Origin of the sequence: Bradyrhizobium yuanmingense (assembly GCF_025200905.1) — a bacterium.
Classification (GTDB): Bacteria; Pseudomonadota; Alphaproteobacteria; order Rhizobiales; family Xanthobacteraceae; genus Bradyrhizobium; species Bradyrhizobium yuanmingense.
This window is the reverse complement of sequence record NZ_CP104173.1, coordinates 5,308,178-5,324,869: the sequence shown is the minus strand read 5'-3', so window position 1 is coordinate 5,324,869 and position 16,692 is coordinate 5,308,178. Positions and strand designations below refer to the sequence as shown.

Sequence of the window (16,692 nt, the reverse complement as noted above, 5' to 3'; positions counted from 1 at the left end):
ATACGCCCCACGTCGATGCCGGTATGGCGGCCGGTGCGTCTCAAGCGGGTTCGCGCCGCTGGGTGATCGCGGCGAACAGTATGCTCGGTCTTATCGTCGCTGTACCTGCAGCACTGCTCGTGCTCGCGGAAATCGCGGTGCTGTCCGCGGGGATTGTGAGCAGATATGTGTTCCGCTCGCCGATCGTCTGGTCTGACGAGCTTGCCGGCATTCTCTTCCTCTGGCTCGCCATGCTCGGATCGGTGATCGCGTTTCAGCGCGGCGAGCATATGCGGATGACCGCCATCGTCGGGATCCTCAGTGCGGAAGTTCGCGCGTTCCTGGATGTCGTGGCGGCCGCAGCATCGCTGGCCTTTCTCGTGCTAGTCGTCTGGCCGGCCGTCGAATTCGCCGCAGATGAGGTATTCGTCACGACGCCGGCGCTCGAGATCGTCAACAGCTGGCGTGCGGCAGCATTGCCGGTTGGGATCGGACTGATGCTGATCGCAGCGGTCCTCCGACTCATCCGCATCGCGAGCCTGCGCAGCTTGCTAGCTTCGGACGCAATGGTCACAGGCATCATCGGGGCGTTCGTTCTGCTCGCTCCCGTTTTGAAGCCGCTAGGCAATCTGAATCTCTTGATCTTCTTCGTGTTCGTGGTCGGCGCGATGGTCTTCGCAGCCGTACCAATCGCGTTCGCATTCGGCCTCGCCACGGTCGGCTATCTCGCCCTGACGACCAGTACGCCTGACGTGGTGGTGATCGGACGGATGGACGAGGGCATGAGCCACCTGATCCTGCTCGCCGTGCCGCTCTTCGTCTTTCTCGGCCTCCTGATCGAGATGACGGGCATGGCGCGGGCCATGGTCGGCTTCCTGGCGAGCCTGCTGGGCCACGTGCGTGGCGGACTGCACTACGTGCTGGTGGGAGCGATGTATCTGGTCTCGGGCATTTCTGGGTCCAAAGCGGCCGACATGGCTGCGGTGGCTCCGGTCCTGTTTCCCGAGATGCGGCAGCGCGGGGCCAAGCCGGGCGACCTCGTTGCGCTTCTGGCGGCAACCGGCGCGCAGACCGAAACGATCCCGCCCTCGCTGGTCCTGATCACGATCGGCTCGGTGACCGGCGTGTCGATCTCGGCGCTCTTCACTGGCGGGTTGCTCCCGGGCGTGGTGCTCGCGGTCATGCTCGCGGCCGTGGTCTGGTGGCGATACCGCCGCGAAGACCTGTCTCACGTCAGACGGGCTACCGGCCGGCAGATCGGCCGCGCCTTCGTGATCGCGATACCGGCCATCGCGCTGCCATTCGTGATCCGGACTGCCGTCGTCGAAGGGGTTGCGACGGCAACGGAAGTCTCGACTATCGGGATCCTGTACTCGGTCTGCGCGGGTCTGTTCATCTACCGTCAGTTCGACTGGCGTCGCATCTATCCGATGCTGGTCGAGACAGCCTCGCTGTCGGGGGCGATTCTGCTCATTATCGGCGCCGCGACGGGCATGGCCTGGGCGCTGACTCAGTCCGGATTTTCTGCATCTCTCGCAAAGTTCATGACGAGCCTTCCCGGAGGAGTTCCCGCCTTCCTGGCAGTAACGATCGTGACCTTCGTGATCCTCGGCAGCGTCCTGGAGGGAATTCCCGCGATCGTCTTGTTCGGTCCGCTGCTATTCCCGATCGCGCGGCAGGTCGGCGTAAACGACGTCCATTACGCCATGGTCGTCGTTCTGGCCATGGGCATCGGCCTGTTCGCGCCACCGTTCGGCGTCGGTTACTACGCCGCCTGTGCGATCAGCCGCATCAATCCGGACGAAGGCATGAAACCCATCGTAGGCTACATGATAGCGCTCCTGATCGGCACGCTGATCGTCGCGGCTGTGCCTTGGCTGTCGATCGGCTTCCTTTGACGACATGGCAGGACGCCTCGCGGAGCAAAGCGCGCGAGGCGTCTTGTCAGGCGAATCTTGGCAAATGCAACGGCAGGCCTTCGCAGGGCATATCGATCTCCTCAACCTGGCCCTTGCCGACCTCCGTCACCCGCAGCTTTCTGCCCTCGAGCGCAAAGGCGCAATTCGTCGGCTGGGGCCCATCCAGGATCAGGCGATCGGCGACCTCACCCCGCCGGTCGAGCACCGTAACATTCTTCTGGTTGTAGACCGTGCAATAGAGCCGACCGTCCGTTCCGAAGGCCATTCCGTCCGGACCTTTGAAATCGGGATTGGAATCCGACTGCAGCACGTTGCCGAAGACGACGCGTTTCGGCACGGCCTCGCCAAGCACGTCATATCGGTAGATCTCGCCGGTGAAGGATGCGTTGGCGTAGAGGTGGTTGTCGGGACCGAAGGCTATGCCGTTGGTGAAGCGGATCTTGCGATCGAGCACGCGCAGCACCTTCATGGCTGCTGGATCGATCTCATACACACGGCCGTCCCAGTCGAGATCAATATAACCGTCGACGAAGGCCTGGCCGTTGATGAAACCTTCCGCGATCATCCCGGAGTCGGTCATGTAGAGCAGTCCGTTCGGGCCGAAGCAGAGGTCGTTCGGAAACAGAAAGCGCTCCGCGCCTTCGCCCTGCATGCGCCGGATCTCGTTTCCGCCCTCGTCGATGCAGATCAGGGCCCGCAAACCAGCTTCCGCGATCCAGATGCGGCCGTGGCCATCCGTCGTCAGTCCATTCGGACGGCCGTCCGTCGTTCGGATCACGCGGCGATTGCCGCGAGGATCGAGCCGCGTGACGCAAAGGGTCGAGGCGGACATCTCCGTGACATACATCGAGCCGTCGGGCAGGCACACCGGACCCTCCGGCGCGCCAATTCCCGTTGCAAACAGTCTCGACGCCATTCATCCCTCCCGTTCTCGAATGTTGCTCTCGTTATGCGATGACCAGGCCGCTGGCCGGATCGATCAGCACCACGCGATTGAGGTCGATGGCTAGGTCGACCTGCTCGCCATGGCTGCTGACGTCGTGGGCCTGCAGCTCGGCAACCGCATCGACGCCGCCGATCTTGATGGTGGTGAAGGTGCGTGTCCCCGTCGGCTGAATGAGATCGGCAGTGGCCGAATAGGAGACCGCGCCTTCGCGCAATGGCCCGCCGGCCCGACTGAAGTGCTGGGGCCGAATGCCGACGAGAATCTCTCGCCTATCCATACTGGCCAGCGGCCTCGCCTTCGCGCTCGGAAGCGTCAGTTCACCGCCGGACTGAAACACCACTGCGGCGTCGCGGCCGTTTGTCTTGAGGATCGCGGGGATGAGGTTGATCGAGGGAGAGCCGAGAAAGCCGGCAACGAACCCCGTGCGCGGCTGCTCGAACAGCTCGAGCGGAGCGCCTTGCTGCTCGATCTGTCCCTCGCGCAGCAACACGATGCGGTCGGCCAGCGTCATCGCCTCGACCTGGTCATGGGTAACGTAGATCATGGTCGTCGTAATCTCGTGATGCAGGCGCTTGATCTCGGTGCGCATTTCGTCACGCAACTGAGCGTCGAGATTCGAGAGCGGCTCGTCGAACAGGAACAGGTCGGCCTTGCGAACGATGGCGCGGCCGATGGCGACGCGCTGACGCTGTCCTCCGGAGAGCTGCCGCGGATAGCGCTGGAGGAGATTGCCGATGCCGAGCATCTCGGCGGCTTCACCGACCCGCTTCCTGATCTCGATCTCGGGAGTCTTGCGCGCGCGCAGACCGAAGGCGATGTTCTCGCTGACGGTCAGATAAGGGTAGAGCGCATAGTTCTGAAACACCATCGCAATATTGCGCTCGCGCGGGCGCAAATCGTTGACCACCGCGCCGCCGATGGTGATCGTTCCACCATCCGGATCCTCGAGACCGGCGATGGTTCGCAACAGAGTACTCTTGCCACAGCCGGACGGCCCCACCAGCACAGCGAATTCACCATCGGCGATGGTGAGATCAACTCCCCTGACTGCATGCACGTTGCCGTAATATTTGTGTACTCCGGACAGCTTAACGTCAGCCACTCCGCTCTCCCTAACCCTTGACTGCGCCCAGCGAGATGCCGCGCACGAGATAGCGCTGCATCACCGAGACCGCGACGAAGATCGGCAACGTCCCCAGGACCGACATCGCCGCGATCTTCGCCCAGAAATTCGATTGGCCGCCGAAATAGTGCGTCAGCATCACCGGAAAGGTGATGACCTCGGTGCGCGTGAGCACGAGTGCGAACAGAAAGTCGTTCCAGGCGAACACGAAGGTGAAGACCGACGTCGCCATGAGGCCGGGGCGAACCATCGGGAAGACGACCTTCCAGATCACCTCCCATCGATTGAGGCCGTCGACGAGAGCGCTTTCCTCGAGCTCCAGCGGCACGTCGACGATGTAGCCGCGCATCATCCAGATCACGTAGGGAAGATTGAAGGCCGTGTAGAGCAGGATCAGCCCGAAATAGCTGTCGACGAGGCCGAAATACACGTAGATCAGGAAGATCGGGAAGACGACCGCAATCGGTGGGATCATGCGCTGGGAGATGATCCACATCGCGAGGTTCTCGCCGCCGGTGCCGAACCTGGCAAGGCTGTAGGCGCAGAGCGTCCCGAGAACGATTGCGATGCCGGAGCTGACGCCGGCGACGATTAGGCTGTTCAGGATCGCCAGGACGTCGCCATCTTTGAACAAGACGTAATAGTTTGAGAACTGGATCTGTCCGGGAATCCACAAGGGCGGGACGTGGTAGATCTCGTCCGGTGTCTTGAACGAAATCATGAACAGCCAGTAGACCGGGAACAGAAACAGCAGCGTTACGACGCCCGCGCCGAGATAGCGGGCCGTGAGGATCCGAGTCTTTCTCGCCGGAAGCCTGCCGATCCTCATCGCACAAGCTCCATGCGCTTGAGGACCAGGGTCGTGATCAGCGTCAGCAGCGCAATCACCAGGAAGGAGATCGCGGCCGTGTAGCTGGTCTCGAATTGCGAGAAGCCCTGCACATAGGTGTAGAGCGAAATGGTCTCGGTCATCGAGCCCGGCCCGCCTTCGGTGAGGGCCCAGATGATATCGAAGATGCGAACCAGATCGAGGCCGCGGATCAGGCAGGCGACGGCGATCACGGGCGCGATCGCCGGCAGAACGATCGCGCGAAGCACGCGCAGGTACGACGCCCCATCGATCTCCGCGGCCTCAAGCTGCGACTGGTCAACATTCGATAGTGCGGCGAGCAGCAGCAGGAACATGAACGGCGACCACTGCCAGACCTCGCAGATGATGATCGCCGGATAGACGTAGGCGGGATTGACAGTCCACAGGATCCGGACCGGCTCACCCGCGATGAAGCTGAGGATCTGGCCGATCGGACCGAAGCGGACGTCGAACATGAGGCGCCATGTCGCGCCCGCGACGATCGGCGAGATCACCGTCGGAAGCACCAGCAGCGCGACGAAGATCTGTCGACCCGGCATCCGATCAATGAAGAGCTGCGCCATTAGGAAGCCGATCAGCAGCTCCAGGGGCAGAGCGATCGCGGTGATGATGGCGGTATGACCGAGCGAAGCCCAGAGTCGGATATCCCTGAACAGCTCCGCATAGTTCAAGAGGCCGACGAAGGACGTGTCGTTCTCGGTCATCGTGATGCGCTGGAAGCTCACGATAAGCGAGTAGATCAGAGGGAACAGGCCGACCAGGAGGAGAATTAGGATAGCCGGTGCGACTATGAGATAGGGCAGACGGTCCTCGAGCATGCGCCCGAAGCGGCTGGGGCGGCGCTGCTCGGCGCCATTGAGGCTCACAGAAACTGTCATCATCAGTCCGGAAAACGGCACGGCACGGGAGGGCGATGCCTCCCGTGCGGTATCCAGTCAGTTATTGCGGGTAGGCGCCGGGCTTTGCGGCCCAGACCTTGTAGACGGCTTTCTGGTTCTCGACGCCGACCTTCTCCGTGATCGCGTCGAATTGTTGCGCCATGCGATCGAGAATGGCCTTGGGATCTTCACCGGCCCACAGGCTTGAAATCGCCTTGGTCATCGCCTCGTCGTACTTGTCCTGTTGCAGCAGCGAGAGATCGAGCAGGCCCTTCTCGCCCGACGTCTTGATCGTGTCGAGATAGGCGGCAGCGTCAGGCCAGAGGCCACGATACTTCTCGCTCGCGTAGTGGGAGAGGCGGAACGGATCGCGCAGCGTATAGGGGAGCTGGACGCGCTCGAGGCTGGTCTTCTTGCTGTTCAGCCACTGAATGAAGAGATACGCGGCCTCCTTGTTCTTGCTGGTGGCCGAGACTGACAGGTCGAAGCCGACGCCGAGCTCGGGGCGGCCGAGAGGCGTGAGCGCATAGCCGACTTTGCCGGCGACCTGCGATTTTGGCACCCACTTCAGGGCTTGCTCGCCCGAGCCGTAGCCCGCGGCCCAGCGACCGTAGGGCGGCCAGGAGATCGTCATCGCGGTCGTGCCCTGAAGGAACGCGGCGAGATTGTCGACGAAATTCCACTGCTCCACGCCCGGAGGCATGAACTTGTTCTCCGCCAGCATCTGCTTGAATACCTTGAGGCCGACGTCGCCATTCACCGTGGCCTTCATGGTATCCGCATTGAAGAATTTGCCGCCTTCCATGCGGAAGCGTTCCTGGAACATGTATTGCGGATAGGGCGCGGTGCGGAAGAAGCCGGCGCCGTAAACCTTGGGCGCCATCTTGTCGGTGATGAACTGGCCGATTTCGTCGAATTGTTTCCAGTCCTTGGGCGGCGCAAGCTCGTAACCGAACTTCGCCTTGAATTCGTCCTTCATCTTCGGATCCTCGAAGATGTCCTTCCGGTAATAGAGCAACATCACGTCGCCATCGTCCGGGAAGCCGTAGATCTTCCCGTCATACTGCATCTGATTGTCGCGATAGGCGGCCGCAATGTCCTGCAGTTCGTCGCGATAGCCGAACTTGTCGACATATTTGTCGAGCGGCTCGAGCGCGCCGGCGCGTGCAAGATCGGGCATCCAGGAGGGGATGACGTTCAGCGCGTCATAAGCCCCTGCGCCTGATTTGAAATCCTGCATGATCTTGGTGAACATCTGATCGGTCGGTACCTCGACTACCTTCACCTTGATGCCAGTGAGCTTCTCCCATTGCGGGCCCGAATAGTTCAGCGGGTCCAGAGACTGGAGACCGGCCTCCCAGACGATGCTGATCGTTGTGCCCGCGTACTTCTTCGCGGCTTCCACCGCTGTTTCGGCGGCATCCTTGTCGGCAGCCGGCGCCGAACCTGCAGCCAGCGTTAGCACTGCGGCCGCGCCGAGAAACGTCCTGAAATTCATCCCTTCCTCCTCCTCTTGGGCGTCCGGAGTCCGGGAGAGCCGGCTTCGGAGCGCTTCTCACGTGATCCTGGCCTGGTTAGTCAGCCGCCGGCGTGAACGGACGCCGTCGGCGGTGACCGGGCCGAGAGAAACAAATTCATCTATGTCGAGGATTTGCAGCGCAGGCGCATCGCGGGTCCGGGCTTGTCGCCCACAACCTGAATGGACGCCAGTTGGCGTTGTAGAAGCACGTATCCTCCCCAAAACGCTCGAGAGCGTTGACTTTGGGGCTAGTCTGCGTCGAGGCGGAACTGGTCGACAAATGAGAACTTTGCAAGCATTGGTGAACTGCAGTCACCTATTTGCTGAGGTCTCTCAGAAGCAAAGCGAGTCGATCATGCGGTTGCTCGATCGGGCAGGAGAACAGGCTTATAGGACTGTCCAGACGTAATGCTCGCGCCGGGTGCGATCGTAGCCGAATAGGCCGCGCTTCAGGACAGTGGTCGCGGGCGCGGCGCCATTTCCGAGTCGAGGATAAGTCGGCCGTCGAGACGGCCATCCAACCGCTTCACGTATTCCGAAGCTTCCTCCATATGCGCCTTCATGAGCGCGCGCACGCGCTCGCTGTCGCGTGCACGGGCGGCCTTGGCGATCTCCGTGTGAATCTTGACGTTGGCGCAGCCAAATCGCGTGTGCTCTTCCGGAGGCGTCTGGGTGCTGAAGACAACCAGCCGACGCAGCATCTCGTTGATCAGCTCGCATGCGAAGCGCAGGAAGGGATTGGGGTTTGCTGCAGCCAGGATGTCGTGAAAGTCGAGATCGGCCTGGCGTTGACGAACCAGAAGGGACGGGTCCTGCGAGGCCGGCTGGCATGTTTCAATGTTCTGCTCGAGCGCGTCGAGCTGCTCGTCCGACAGAAATGGCACCGAGCCGGCAGCTAATTCCGGCTCCAGCAAGCGGCGGGCCGCATAGATGTCCTCCATGCTGACCTCTTTGAAGAACAGGTAGTTCTGCAACAGCTGAAAGGTGCGCTCGAGCGGGACCTCCATGATCGTCGCCCCGCCGGTCGGGCCGGTGCTGATGGTGATCAGTCCCTGCACCTCGAGGGACTTGAGCGCCTCGCGGATCGTGCTCTTGCTGACCGAAAACAGCCGCTGAAGCTCTTTCTCCATCGGAAGCTTGTCGCCCGGACGGAGGTTCTTCTGGGTGATCAGCTGCTTGATCTCTTCGGTAACGAGGTCGGCGCGCTTTTGAATTTTCAGCCGCCCCCCAGGCCGCGGCAATTTTTCCAATTCGATCGTCATTCCGGTCTCCAAGTCTACCAGTAGCTTGAAAGGGCCTGTTCCGGGGCGAACCTGGCGCGGGCCAGGGAAAGAACCGACTCGTCGATTGACACTTCTCCCATAATAGGCATATTCATGCAAATCCGGTTTATAATGATAAATAGAATAGACCGGTCGGATAAGAAGGGAGCGAGTGGCGATGATGTGGAACATTCCGGAAATCTGGGCGGCGATTCACACCCCCTTCGATGCATCCGGTGCCATCGACGAGGCCGGAGTGCGCCGGAACGTCCGCCACTACATCGCAACCGGCTTGGCGGGCGTGTTTTGCAATGGGCTGATCGGCGAGGTCTGGTCGCTCACGCTGCAGGAGAGAAAGCGTGTCATCGAGGTCATTGCGGACGAGGCGTGGGGGCGCCTTGGGATTTCCGCGGTGATCTCGGGTCCCTCGGTCGAGGAAACCATCGAGCTCGGCCAGCACGCGCGGCGGCTGGGCGTCAGCCACGCCGTGCTCATGGTCCCAACCTCCGGGCCGCGATCCCCTGAGCAGCAGTTCGCGTATCTGCACCACATCTGCGTCCGCTTGGAGATGCCGATCGTCATCTTCAACGCGCGCACCGCCGCGGGCAGCCCATTGGATCCCGGCGTGTTCACGCAGCTCTGCTCACTACCAAATCTCAAGGTCCTGAAGACGACAGGCAACGCGGCCGAGAACGCAGCGCTTCGCCAGGCTGCACGAAACGGCGTGCTGGTGTCAGACCCGCTGGAAGAAAACTTCTTCGCCAACATGCAGGCCGAAGGTCAGTCGATCCTCTATGCCGACCCCGAGCCCTACCTCTATCAACGCGGCGAGTTTCGCCCGATCGCAGACTACGTGGCTCTGTTGGCGGCCGGGCGGACGGAAGAAGCAGCTCGCATCTGTGCTTCACTCGCCCCGCAACGGGTCATTTTCAACAAGTGGATCATGGACCCGCTGAAGCGCGGTCACATGCCGAATGCGGCGGTCAAACATTGGTGCGATCTGATCGGCCTTGCCGGCGGCGCCGTGCGCTCGCCGGTCACGCCGCTGTCCGCTGCTGAAAAACGGGAGCTGGAAGCCGATCTCATCGCATGTGGTGCGCCCGGCCTGCTGCCTGCTGCCGAACGAATTTCATCGTGAGTTGCTGATTGCAATCTTCAATGGAGGGGAACATGACTTTGAAGCCTGTTGACCGTCGCTCGGTGCTCCAGATGTTGGCCGCTGCCGGCTCCGCACCATTCGTTCTCAAGAGCACCGTTGCCCGTGCGGAGACGCCGCTCACCGTCGGAGTTCTCTACTCCGGCTCCAAGCAGGATTACGGCTTCAACCAGTCCCACGCGCAGGCTGCCGCGGCCCTGAAGAAGCTGCCCGGCATCAAGGTGATCGAGGAGGAGCGCGTCCCGGAAACGATCGCGGCCCAACGCAGCATGGAAGGCATGATCCGTCAGGACCGCGCTCAACTCATCCTGGCGACGTCCTTTGGCTATTTCAAGCCGCACGTTCTGGAAATGGCGGCCAAGTATCCGGACGTCACCTTCGCGCACACCGGCGGCGTGTGGGCGGCAGGCATGCCCGAAAACATCGGCACGTTCTACGCCTACATCTTCGAGGCGCAGTACATTTCGGGAATCATCGCTGGCCACATGACGAAGAGCAAGAAGCTCGGCCTCGTGGCTGCAAAGCCGACGCCCAATCTTCTGCGCAGCATCAACGCTTTTGCGATCGGCGCGCGTTCAGTCGATCCGGCAATTCAGGTGCAGGTCATCTTCACTGGCGACTGGGTGCTTCCTGTGCGTGAGGCGGAAGCGGCGAACACGTTGGTCGACCAGGGGGCCGACGTCATCGCCGCTCAGGTCGATAGCCCGAAGGTCGTGATCGAGACGGCGGAGAAGCGCGGCGTCATGTCATGCGGCTACCATTCGAGTCAGGCCGATGTGGCTCCCAACGGCTATCTCACGGGGGCCGAGTGGAACTGGATCACGCCGTACCTCGTCTATGCCGGCAGCGTGCGTGGCGGCAAGAAGCCGGAGCACTATCTCCGTGCCGGGCTTGGTGATCATTTCGTCAAGAACAGCTCGTTCGGGAAACTCGTTACGCCCGAGGCGCGCGCAGCGGCCGAGACGGCGCGCGCAGACCTCATCGGCGGCACGCGCGTGATCTACAGCGGCCCGCTCAAGGACAACAAGGGCAACGTCGTCATCCCAGCCGGCGTTATGCAGAGCAGCAACGACCGAGCGCTCGACGGCATCAATTATCTCGTCGAAGGCATCATCGGCCAAGTCTAGGAGGCGCTCTTGTCTTCGATTTCCGGAATCGAATCCGTGCCTTCGAAGCCGCTGGGAAATGCAGCCCAACTCAGTGTGGCCTTGCCCTTCCTGGCGGTGCTGCTAGCCTCGGCCATCTTCGCGGCGTTCGTCGCCTTGTACGGACAGAACCCCGCCACGGTGTTCGGCCTGATCGTCCAGGGCGGCTTCGGCAGCAGCTTCGCCTGGCAGGATACCTTGTCGCGCGCCGCTCCTCTTGTCCTCGTGGGGCTCGCCGTTGCGATCCCCGCGCAAGCGGGGCTGGTGATCATCGGCGGCGAGGGGGCCTTGGTGCTGGGCGGGCTCGCGGGAGCCGTTGTGACGCTGCCGTTCGCGGGGGCGCACGCGCTTCCCATGCAACTCCTGATGTTGCTGGCCGGCGGCTTGATCGGAGGACTCTGGTTCGGTCTGGTCGGTGTGCTCCGGCAATACCGCGGCGTCAACGAAACGATCTCCAGTCTGCTGCTGGCCTATATCGGAATCGCCGTCTTCCACCACCTGACCGAAGGTATGTTGCGCGATCCGGCAAGTCTCGACAAGCCGTCGACCCACCCTATCGATCCCTCCTACATGCTGCCGACGCTGCCAGGCGTGGGCGTCCACGCCGGCCTTGCCGTCAGTCTATTGCTGGCGATCGCCGCACATGTCGTGCTCCGTTACACGCGCTGGGGGTTTGCCCTGCGAGTGGTCGGCGGAAGTGCTCGGGTCGCGAGGATGATCGGTCTTGCCGTGAATCGCTGGATCATCGGCGCCTCGGTCGTGGCAGGCGGTATGGCGGGAGTTGCCGGCGCGATCGAAGTGGCGGCCGTGCAGGGGACCGCCAACTCCTCACTCATCGTTGGGTATGGTTATAGCGGGATCCTGGTTGCGTTCCTAGCGCGTCACCAGCCGCTTGCGATCGTCGCCGTCGCGCTGTTGATCGGCGGCATGCAGGCGAGCGCCAGTTTGCTGCAACGGCGTCTCGGACTTCCCGATGCGACAATGCTGGTGTTCCAGGGTCTGATCTTCGTTTGCGTTCTCGTCGCGGACGCAATTGCGCAACAACTCCGAGAAACGACGCGGAGGTAAGAGATGGACGCTACTTCAATCGGCTGGCTTGCGCTGCCGCTCGCGATCCTGGGTGGGGCGATCCGTGTGTCGACACCCTTCATTTTCGTGAGCATCGGTGAGCTGATCACGGAGAAATCGGGCCGTATCAATCTAGGCCTCGAAGGTACGCTAATGCTCGGGGCCATGGCGGGATACGCGATCTCCTACCTCTCCGGCTCGCCCTGGCTCGGCGTGCTTTCGGCCGGACTTGCCGGAATGGCATTCGGGCTGCTGCATGGCCTTTTATGCAGTGTGAAGCGCGTCAATGACACCGCGATCGGCATAAGCCTGATCGTGCTGGGGACGGGCTTCGCGTTCTTCCTGGGCAAACCCTTGATCGAGCCCAAAGCGCCGCCGCTTCCCTCGATTGGACTCGGATTTTGGTCGACCGTTCCGCAGGTGCGAGCTGCGCTGGACGTCAACGCACTGTTTTTCGTCGGAATTGCACTGGCTTTTGCTGTCTACGTTTTCCTGAACAGGACCGGCTGGGGGCTGATGCTGCGTACGGTGGGAGATAGCGAGGATGCCGCACGCGCGCTTGGCTTTCCCGTGCTGCGGGTACGAATCATCGCGACCATGGCGGGCGGCTTTCTCGCCGGCATCGGCGGCAGCTTCCTGTCGCTTTCGTATCCGGGGAGCTGGAGCGAAGGCCTGTCGAGTGGCCAAGGCATCATGGCAGTCGCGCTCGTCATCTTTGCCCGCTGGCGTTCGATCAACGCCCTCGGCGCATCGCTGCTGTTCGGCGGGGCGGGCGCTCTTGGTCCTGCGCTCCAGGGCATTGGCGTGACCGGCTACTACTACCTGTTCAATGCGGCTCCCTACATTCTGACCCTTGCAATCATGGTTGCGTCGACGTCGCGGGCGGCTCCGTTCGCCGATGCGCCGGGCGAGCTCAAGCTGCACCGGTGAGAAACGCTGTGACGAGAATTCATCCTCGAAGGATAGTCCGATGAGCGTTCCGCAAGTCGAGCTCAAGAACATGACGAAGCGTTTCGGGGCAAACCTCGCCCTGAACAACGTATCGCTGCTGATCCGCTCGGGCACCGTCCACGCGCTGCTCGGGGAGAACGGCGCTGGGAAGAGCACGTTGGTCAAATGCCTGGTGGGCTTTTACAATCCAGACGAGGGTCACATCCAGGTGGATGGGCGCGAGCACCGGCTGAACTCGCCGAAGGATGCCGATGCGCTCGGCATCGGCATGGTGTATCAGCATTTTACTCTCGTGCCGTCGATGACCGTGGCGCAGAATCTCGTCGTCAGCGGCGCGAGATTGCAGGCCTATATCAACTGGCAAAGCGAGCTGAGGCGGCTGGCGGAAGTCACCAAGAAGCTTCCTTTTCACGTGCCACTCGACGTACGCGTCTCGCAGCTCTCCGCGGGCGAGAAGCAGAAGGCCGAGATCGTCAAGCAGCTCTATCTCGGGCGCAAGCTCCTCATCCTGGACGAACCGACGTCGGTGCTGACGCCGGCAGAAGCCGATGAAGTGCTCGGCCATGTTCGCAGCCTGACACGGGCGGGCGAACTCAGTGCTATCCTGATCAGCCACAAGTTCCATGAAGTGCGCCGATTCGCCGACGACGTGACGGTGCTGCGTCGAGGCGCGTCAGTGCGAACGGGCGCCGTTGCCAATTTGACCGATGACGCTCTGGCAGAAGCTATGATCGGAGAGCCCGTCAGCAAGATGGTGCAGCACGCTTCGAAATCACCGCCAAGGTCCGATATTATCCTCTCCATCAGCGACCTCCGCGTGAACGGCGACAATGGTCTTCCCGCCGTGAAAGATCTCTCGCTCGAGGTTCGGGCAGGCGAGATTGTCGGGATTGCCGGGGTATCCGGAAATGGACAAATGGAGTTGGTCGAGGCCCTGATGGGGCAGCGGGATCGCAGCGGTACGATGACCGTGTCCGGCTCACCGTTCAACGGTACGCGACAGGAAATCGCTCGCCTCGGCGTCTATGGACTGCCGCAAGAGCCCCTGAAGAACGCCTGCATCGATCGCATGTCGCTGGCCGAGAATCTTGCACTGCGTAATTTCGATCGGATGCCGCTCTGCCGTGGTATCGCAATGAACTACGGCGCGCTCGCACAGCAGGCCGAGAGGCTGGTCGCACAATTCCGTGTCAAGGCCCCTGGCTTGCACGCAAGCATGAGCGCGCTATCCGGTGGCAATGTTCAACGCGCCGTGCTGGCGCGAGAGCTCACGCAAGACGTTCGATTGCTGGTCGCGTCGAATCCGACATTCGGTCTTGACTTCGTTGCGTGCGAAGAAACGTACCGTCGGATCCTCGAGGCCCGGAACGGCGGAGCCGCAGTGCTGCTCATCTCGGAGGATCTCGACGAGTTGCTTGGTTTGGTCGACAGGGTCCTTGTCATGAGCGCGGGTCGCATCGTCCATGAAGTGTCAGCCGAGGGTGCCAACAAGCGCGTGATCGGCAAGTACATGGCGGGAATGAAAGCGGCCTGACTTGAGGGCGGGTCTGATCAGAAAAAAAGGAGGAGACGTTCGTGGTCACGCAGATCAATCATTTCATCAACGGCAAGCAGGTCCCGGGTGGCAGCGAGCGCAGCTTGCCGGTCTTCAACCCGGCAACGGGCGAGCAGACGGGCCGTGTTGTGGCCGCGAACGCGGCCGTGGTGGCCGACGCGGTGTCCGCCGCCAGCAGGGCGGCCCAGGGTTGGGCCGACACGACGCCTCTACGCCGTGCACGCGTCCTCAATCGATTTCTGCGGATTCTGGAGGATCGCGCAAGTCAGCTCGCCGACGTGATCGTCGCCGAGCATGGCAAGGTTCACTCCGACGCTGTCGGGGAAGTTCAGCGCGGAATGGAGGTGGTCGAGTTTGCCACGGCCGCTCCGCAGCTCCTCAAGGGCGAGCTCACAGAGAATGTCGGTACCCACGTCGACAGCTATTCTACCCGCCAGCCGCTCGGTGTTGTCGCCGGAATCACGCCCTTCAATTTCCCGGTCATGGTTCCGATGTGGATGTTTCCGGTCGCCCTCGCCTGTGGAAACGCGTTCATTTTGAAGCCGTCCGAGCGCGACCCGTCGGCATCGCTTGTCATGGCGGAGTGGCTGAAGGAAGCTGGCCTGCCGGACGGTGTGTTCAACGTGGTGCAAGGCGACAAGGAGGCTGTCGACGCGCTGCTGCATCATCCAGATATTTCGGCGATCAGCTTCGTGGGCTCCACACCGATCGCGCAGTACATCTATTCGACGGCCGCGAACACGGGGAAGCGCTGCCAGGCGCTTGGTGGCGCCAAGAACCATATGATCGTGATGCCAGATGCCGACATGGATCAGGCAGTCGACGCGTTGATGGGAGCCGCCTACGGCTCCGCCGGCGAACGCTGCATGGCGATCTCAGTTGCCGTGCCGGTCGGCGAGGGGACCGCGGACAAGCTGATCTCCGCGCTCGAACCGAAGGTTCGAAGCCTGAAGATTGGGCCGGGTACCGACCGCGAAGCGGAGATGGGGCCTCTCGTGACGAAACAGCACCTAGAGAAGGTCCGGAGCTATATCGATGCCGGTGTCGCTGAGGGCGCAAAGTTGTTGGTCGACGGACGCAATTTCAGGATGCAGGGCTATGAGAATGGTTTCTTTGTAGGCGGAACTCTGTTCGATCATGTCAAGACGAACATGAAGATCTACAAGGAAGAGATCTTCGGACCTGTGCTGTCAGTCGTTCGAGCGCCAGACTACGCGACAGCGGCGCGCATGATCAATGAACACGAATTCGGCAATGGCACGTCCATTTTCACACGTGATGGCGATGCTGCACGTGAATTCGCGCATCAGATCAAAGTGGGTATGATCGGCATCAACGTTCCGATTCCGGTGCCGATGGCCTTTCATTCCTTCGGTGGATGGAAAGCATCGATCTTCGGCGACCATCACATGCACGGCCCGGAAGGCGTTCGCTTCAACACCCGGATGAAGACAGTCACCAGCCGCTGGCCGACTGGAATACGAGCCGGTGCCGAATTCGTCATGCCGACGATGTCGTAGGCAGAAGTGCTATCGAGTCTTTGAACGTCGCTTCCCCCTGACTCCGGGGGCCTCTTAGGCCCTCGCTTTTCTTCAGGTAACTTGATCCGCTACCCGCCGTGACACGTGACGATCGACGGATAGAGCCTATGTCCGCGTTTAACAATCGTGGAGATCTCCGTGAGATATGCTGCGGGCGCCTCGCGAAGCAATTCGCAAAAGATTGGTATCTCGCGCTGAAGGCCGGACTTCTCAAAAGAAGGAGAAGACCTTCAAACAAGCGGCCGAGCATGTCCTGAAAGAACACGAGATCATCTGACCTGCCGCTGTCCTCCAGCCTGTCCAGATAAGGGGTGAGAACCTGATCAGAGGCAATAATCTCTCGCAGCCTTGGTGTCCGCTCGATCTCGACCGCGATACGGTGTTGCTCATCCAAGCGAAAGCGCATCTCCAGCTCCACTTGAACGGAACACCGTCCGCATGGCCGAAAGAAGCCGAAGTCCTTGGTCGCGCTTTGTGATCGCTTTCCCGGCAACCGGTTGCAATGCCGGAATTTCGGGCCGCAGCAAAATCCGTTTGCCCTGGAAACCGAGCCAAATATCAGAAGGGGTACGAGGCGATCAAGAAGGCCGGCGATCCTCCGACTTTCACCGAGTATCTCGCTACTCACGACCCCCGCGTGGGATTAAAGATGCATGTAAACATGAACGTGAAGGTCTTTGACAAATGGACTCATCGGTAAGCACGTGAACAACATGAAGTGGGCGGTCGCGCCTCAAGCGCATCGACGAAGGCGCGATCCCCATCGGCCCTCGCGGATG

Annotated in this window: 13 protein-coding genes; 7 read left to right on the top strand and 6 right to left on the bottom strand. The window is 61.4% G+C overall.

Annotated elements, in window-relative coordinates; translation table 11 throughout:
• Positions 1 to 23 precede the first annotated feature (23 nt).
• Positions 24 to 1,877, top strand: a complete 1,854-nt coding sequence (locus N2605_RS25190) for a TRAP transporter large permease (RefSeq protein WP_425248864.1) — start codon at positions 24 to 26, stop codon at positions 1,875 to 1,877.
• Positions 1,878 to 1,923: 46 nt separating this feature from the next.
• Here N2605_RS25190 and N2605_RS25185 read toward each other — a convergent pair whose 3' ends face one another.
• From N2605_RS25185 to N2605_RS25160, 6 genes are all read right to left on the bottom strand, one after another.
• A complete protein-coding gene (locus tag N2605_RS25185) occupies positions 1,924 to 2,814 on the bottom strand; it encodes an SMP-30/gluconolactonase/LRE family protein (RefSeq protein ID WP_260343430.1) in 891 nt (296 codons plus the stop codon).
• A gap of 31 nt (positions 2,815 to 2,845) precedes the next feature.
• Positions 2,846 to 3,946, bottom strand: coding sequence for an ABC transporter ATP-binding protein (locus N2605_RS25180; RefSeq protein ID WP_260343429.1), 1,101 nt, complete (start codon positions 3,944 to 3,946; stop codon positions 2,846 to 2,848).
• 10 nt (positions 3,947 to 3,956) lie between these two features.
• On the bottom strand, positions 3,957 to 4,796 hold the full coding sequence (locus N2605_RS25175; RefSeq protein ID WP_260343428.1) for a carbohydrate ABC transporter permease: 840 nt from the start codon (positions 4,794 to 4,796) through the stop codon (positions 3,957 to 3,959).
• Positions 4,793 to 5,716, bottom strand: a complete 924-nt coding sequence (locus tag N2605_RS25170) for a carbohydrate ABC transporter permease (RefSeq protein WP_260343427.1) — start codon at positions 5,714 to 5,716, stop codon at positions 4,793 to 4,795. The genes N2605_RS25175 and N2605_RS25170 overlap by 4 nt, the downstream gene beginning before the upstream one ends.
• Before the next feature lie 61 nt (positions 5,717 to 5,777).
• Positions 5,778 to 7,214: an ABC transporter substrate-binding protein gene (locus N2605_RS25165; RefSeq protein WP_260343426.1), complete on the bottom strand. Its 1,437-nt coding sequence runs from the start codon at positions 7,212 to 7,214 to the stop codon at positions 5,778 to 5,780.
• Positions 7,215 to 7,684: 470 nt separating this feature from the next.
• A complete protein-coding gene (locus N2605_RS25160; RefSeq protein WP_260343425.1) occupies positions 7,685 to 8,497 on the bottom strand; it encodes a FadR/GntR family transcriptional regulator in 813 nt (270 codons plus the stop codon).
• A 178-nt stretch (positions 8,498 to 8,675) separates the two neighbouring features.
• On the opposite strand from N2605_RS25160, the gene N2605_RS25155 reads away from it, so the two are divergent.
• Genes N2605_RS25155 through N2605_RS25130 form a run of 6 tightly spaced genes read left to right on the top strand, consistent with a single transcriptional unit; the run spans position 8,676 to position 15,892 of the window.
• Positions 8,676 to 9,635, top strand: coding sequence for a dihydrodipicolinate synthase family protein (locus N2605_RS25155; RefSeq protein WP_260343424.1), 960 nt, complete (start codon positions 8,676 to 8,678; stop codon positions 9,633 to 9,635).
• 32 nt (positions 9,636 to 9,667) lie between these two features.
• Positions 9,668 to 10,780: a BMP family ABC transporter substrate-binding protein gene (locus N2605_RS25150; RefSeq protein WP_260343422.1), complete on the top strand. Its 1,113-nt coding sequence runs from the start codon at positions 9,668 to 9,670 to the stop codon at positions 10,778 to 10,780.
• Between the two features lie 9 nt (positions 10,781 to 10,789).
• On the top strand, positions 10,790 to 11,866 hold the full coding sequence (locus N2605_RS25145) for an ABC transporter permease (protein WP_260343421.1): 1,077 nt from the start codon (positions 10,790 to 10,792) through the stop codon (positions 11,864 to 11,866).
• A 3-nt stretch (positions 11,867 to 11,869) separates the two neighbouring features.
• Complete coding sequence (locus N2605_RS25140) at positions 11,870 to 12,796, top strand: ABC transporter permease (RefSeq protein WP_260343419.1); 927 nt, start codon at positions 11,870 to 11,872, stop codon at positions 12,794 to 12,796.
• A gap of 40 nt (positions 12,797 to 12,836) precedes the next feature.
• A complete protein-coding gene (locus tag N2605_RS25135; protein WP_260343417.1) occupies positions 12,837 to 14,351 on the top strand; it encodes an ABC transporter ATP-binding protein in 1,515 nt (504 codons plus the stop codon).
• 41 nt (positions 14,352 to 14,392) lie between these two features.
• Entirely contained in the window at positions 14,393 to 15,892 is a 1,500-nt protein-coding gene (locus tag N2605_RS25130; RefSeq protein WP_260343415.1) for a CoA-acylating methylmalonate-semialdehyde dehydrogenase, read from the top strand.
• Positions 15,893 to 16,692 lie beyond the last annotated feature (800 nt).

Excerpts from the sequence above, each read along its gene's own strand:
- N2605_RS25160 (WP_260343425.1), bottom strand. The coding sequence starts at position 8,497 with ATGACGATCGAATTGGAAAAATTGCCGCGGCCTGGGGGGCGGCTGAAA.
- N2605_RS25140 (WP_260343419.1), top strand. The coding sequence starts at position 11,870 with ATGGACGCTACTTCAATCGGCTGGCTTGCGCTGCCGCTCGCGATCCTG.
- N2605_RS25155 (WP_260343424.1), top strand. The coding sequence starts at position 8,676 with ATGATGTGGAACATTCCGGAAATCTGGGCGGCGATTCACACCCCCTTC.
- N2605_RS25175 (WP_260343428.1), bottom strand. The coding sequence starts at position 4,796 with ATGAGGATCGGCAGGCTTCCGGCGAGAAAGACTCGGATCCTCACGGCC.
- N2605_RS25185 (WP_260343430.1), bottom strand. The coding sequence starts at position 2,814 with ATGGCGTCGAGACTGTTTGCAACGGGAATTGGCGCGCCGGAGGGTCCG.
- N2605_RS25170 (WP_260343427.1), bottom strand. The coding sequence starts at position 5,716 with ATGACAGTTTCTGTGAGCCTCAATGGCGCCGAGCAGCGCCGCCCCAGC.
- N2605_RS25150 (WP_260343422.1), top strand. The coding sequence starts at position 9,668 with ATGACTTTGAAGCCTGTTGACCGTCGCTCGGTGCTCCAGATGTTGGCC.
- N2605_RS25190 (WP_425248864.1), top strand. The coding sequence starts at position 24 with ATGGCGGCCGGTGCGTCTCAAGCGGGTTCGCGCCGCTGGGTGATCGCG.
- N2605_RS25135 (WP_260343417.1), top strand. The coding sequence starts at position 12,837 with ATGAGCGTTCCGCAAGTCGAGCTCAAGAACATGACGAAGCGTTTCGGG.
- N2605_RS25165 (WP_260343426.1), bottom strand. The coding sequence starts at position 7,214 with ATGAATTTCAGGACGTTTCTCGGCGCGGCCGCAGTGCTAACGCTGGCT.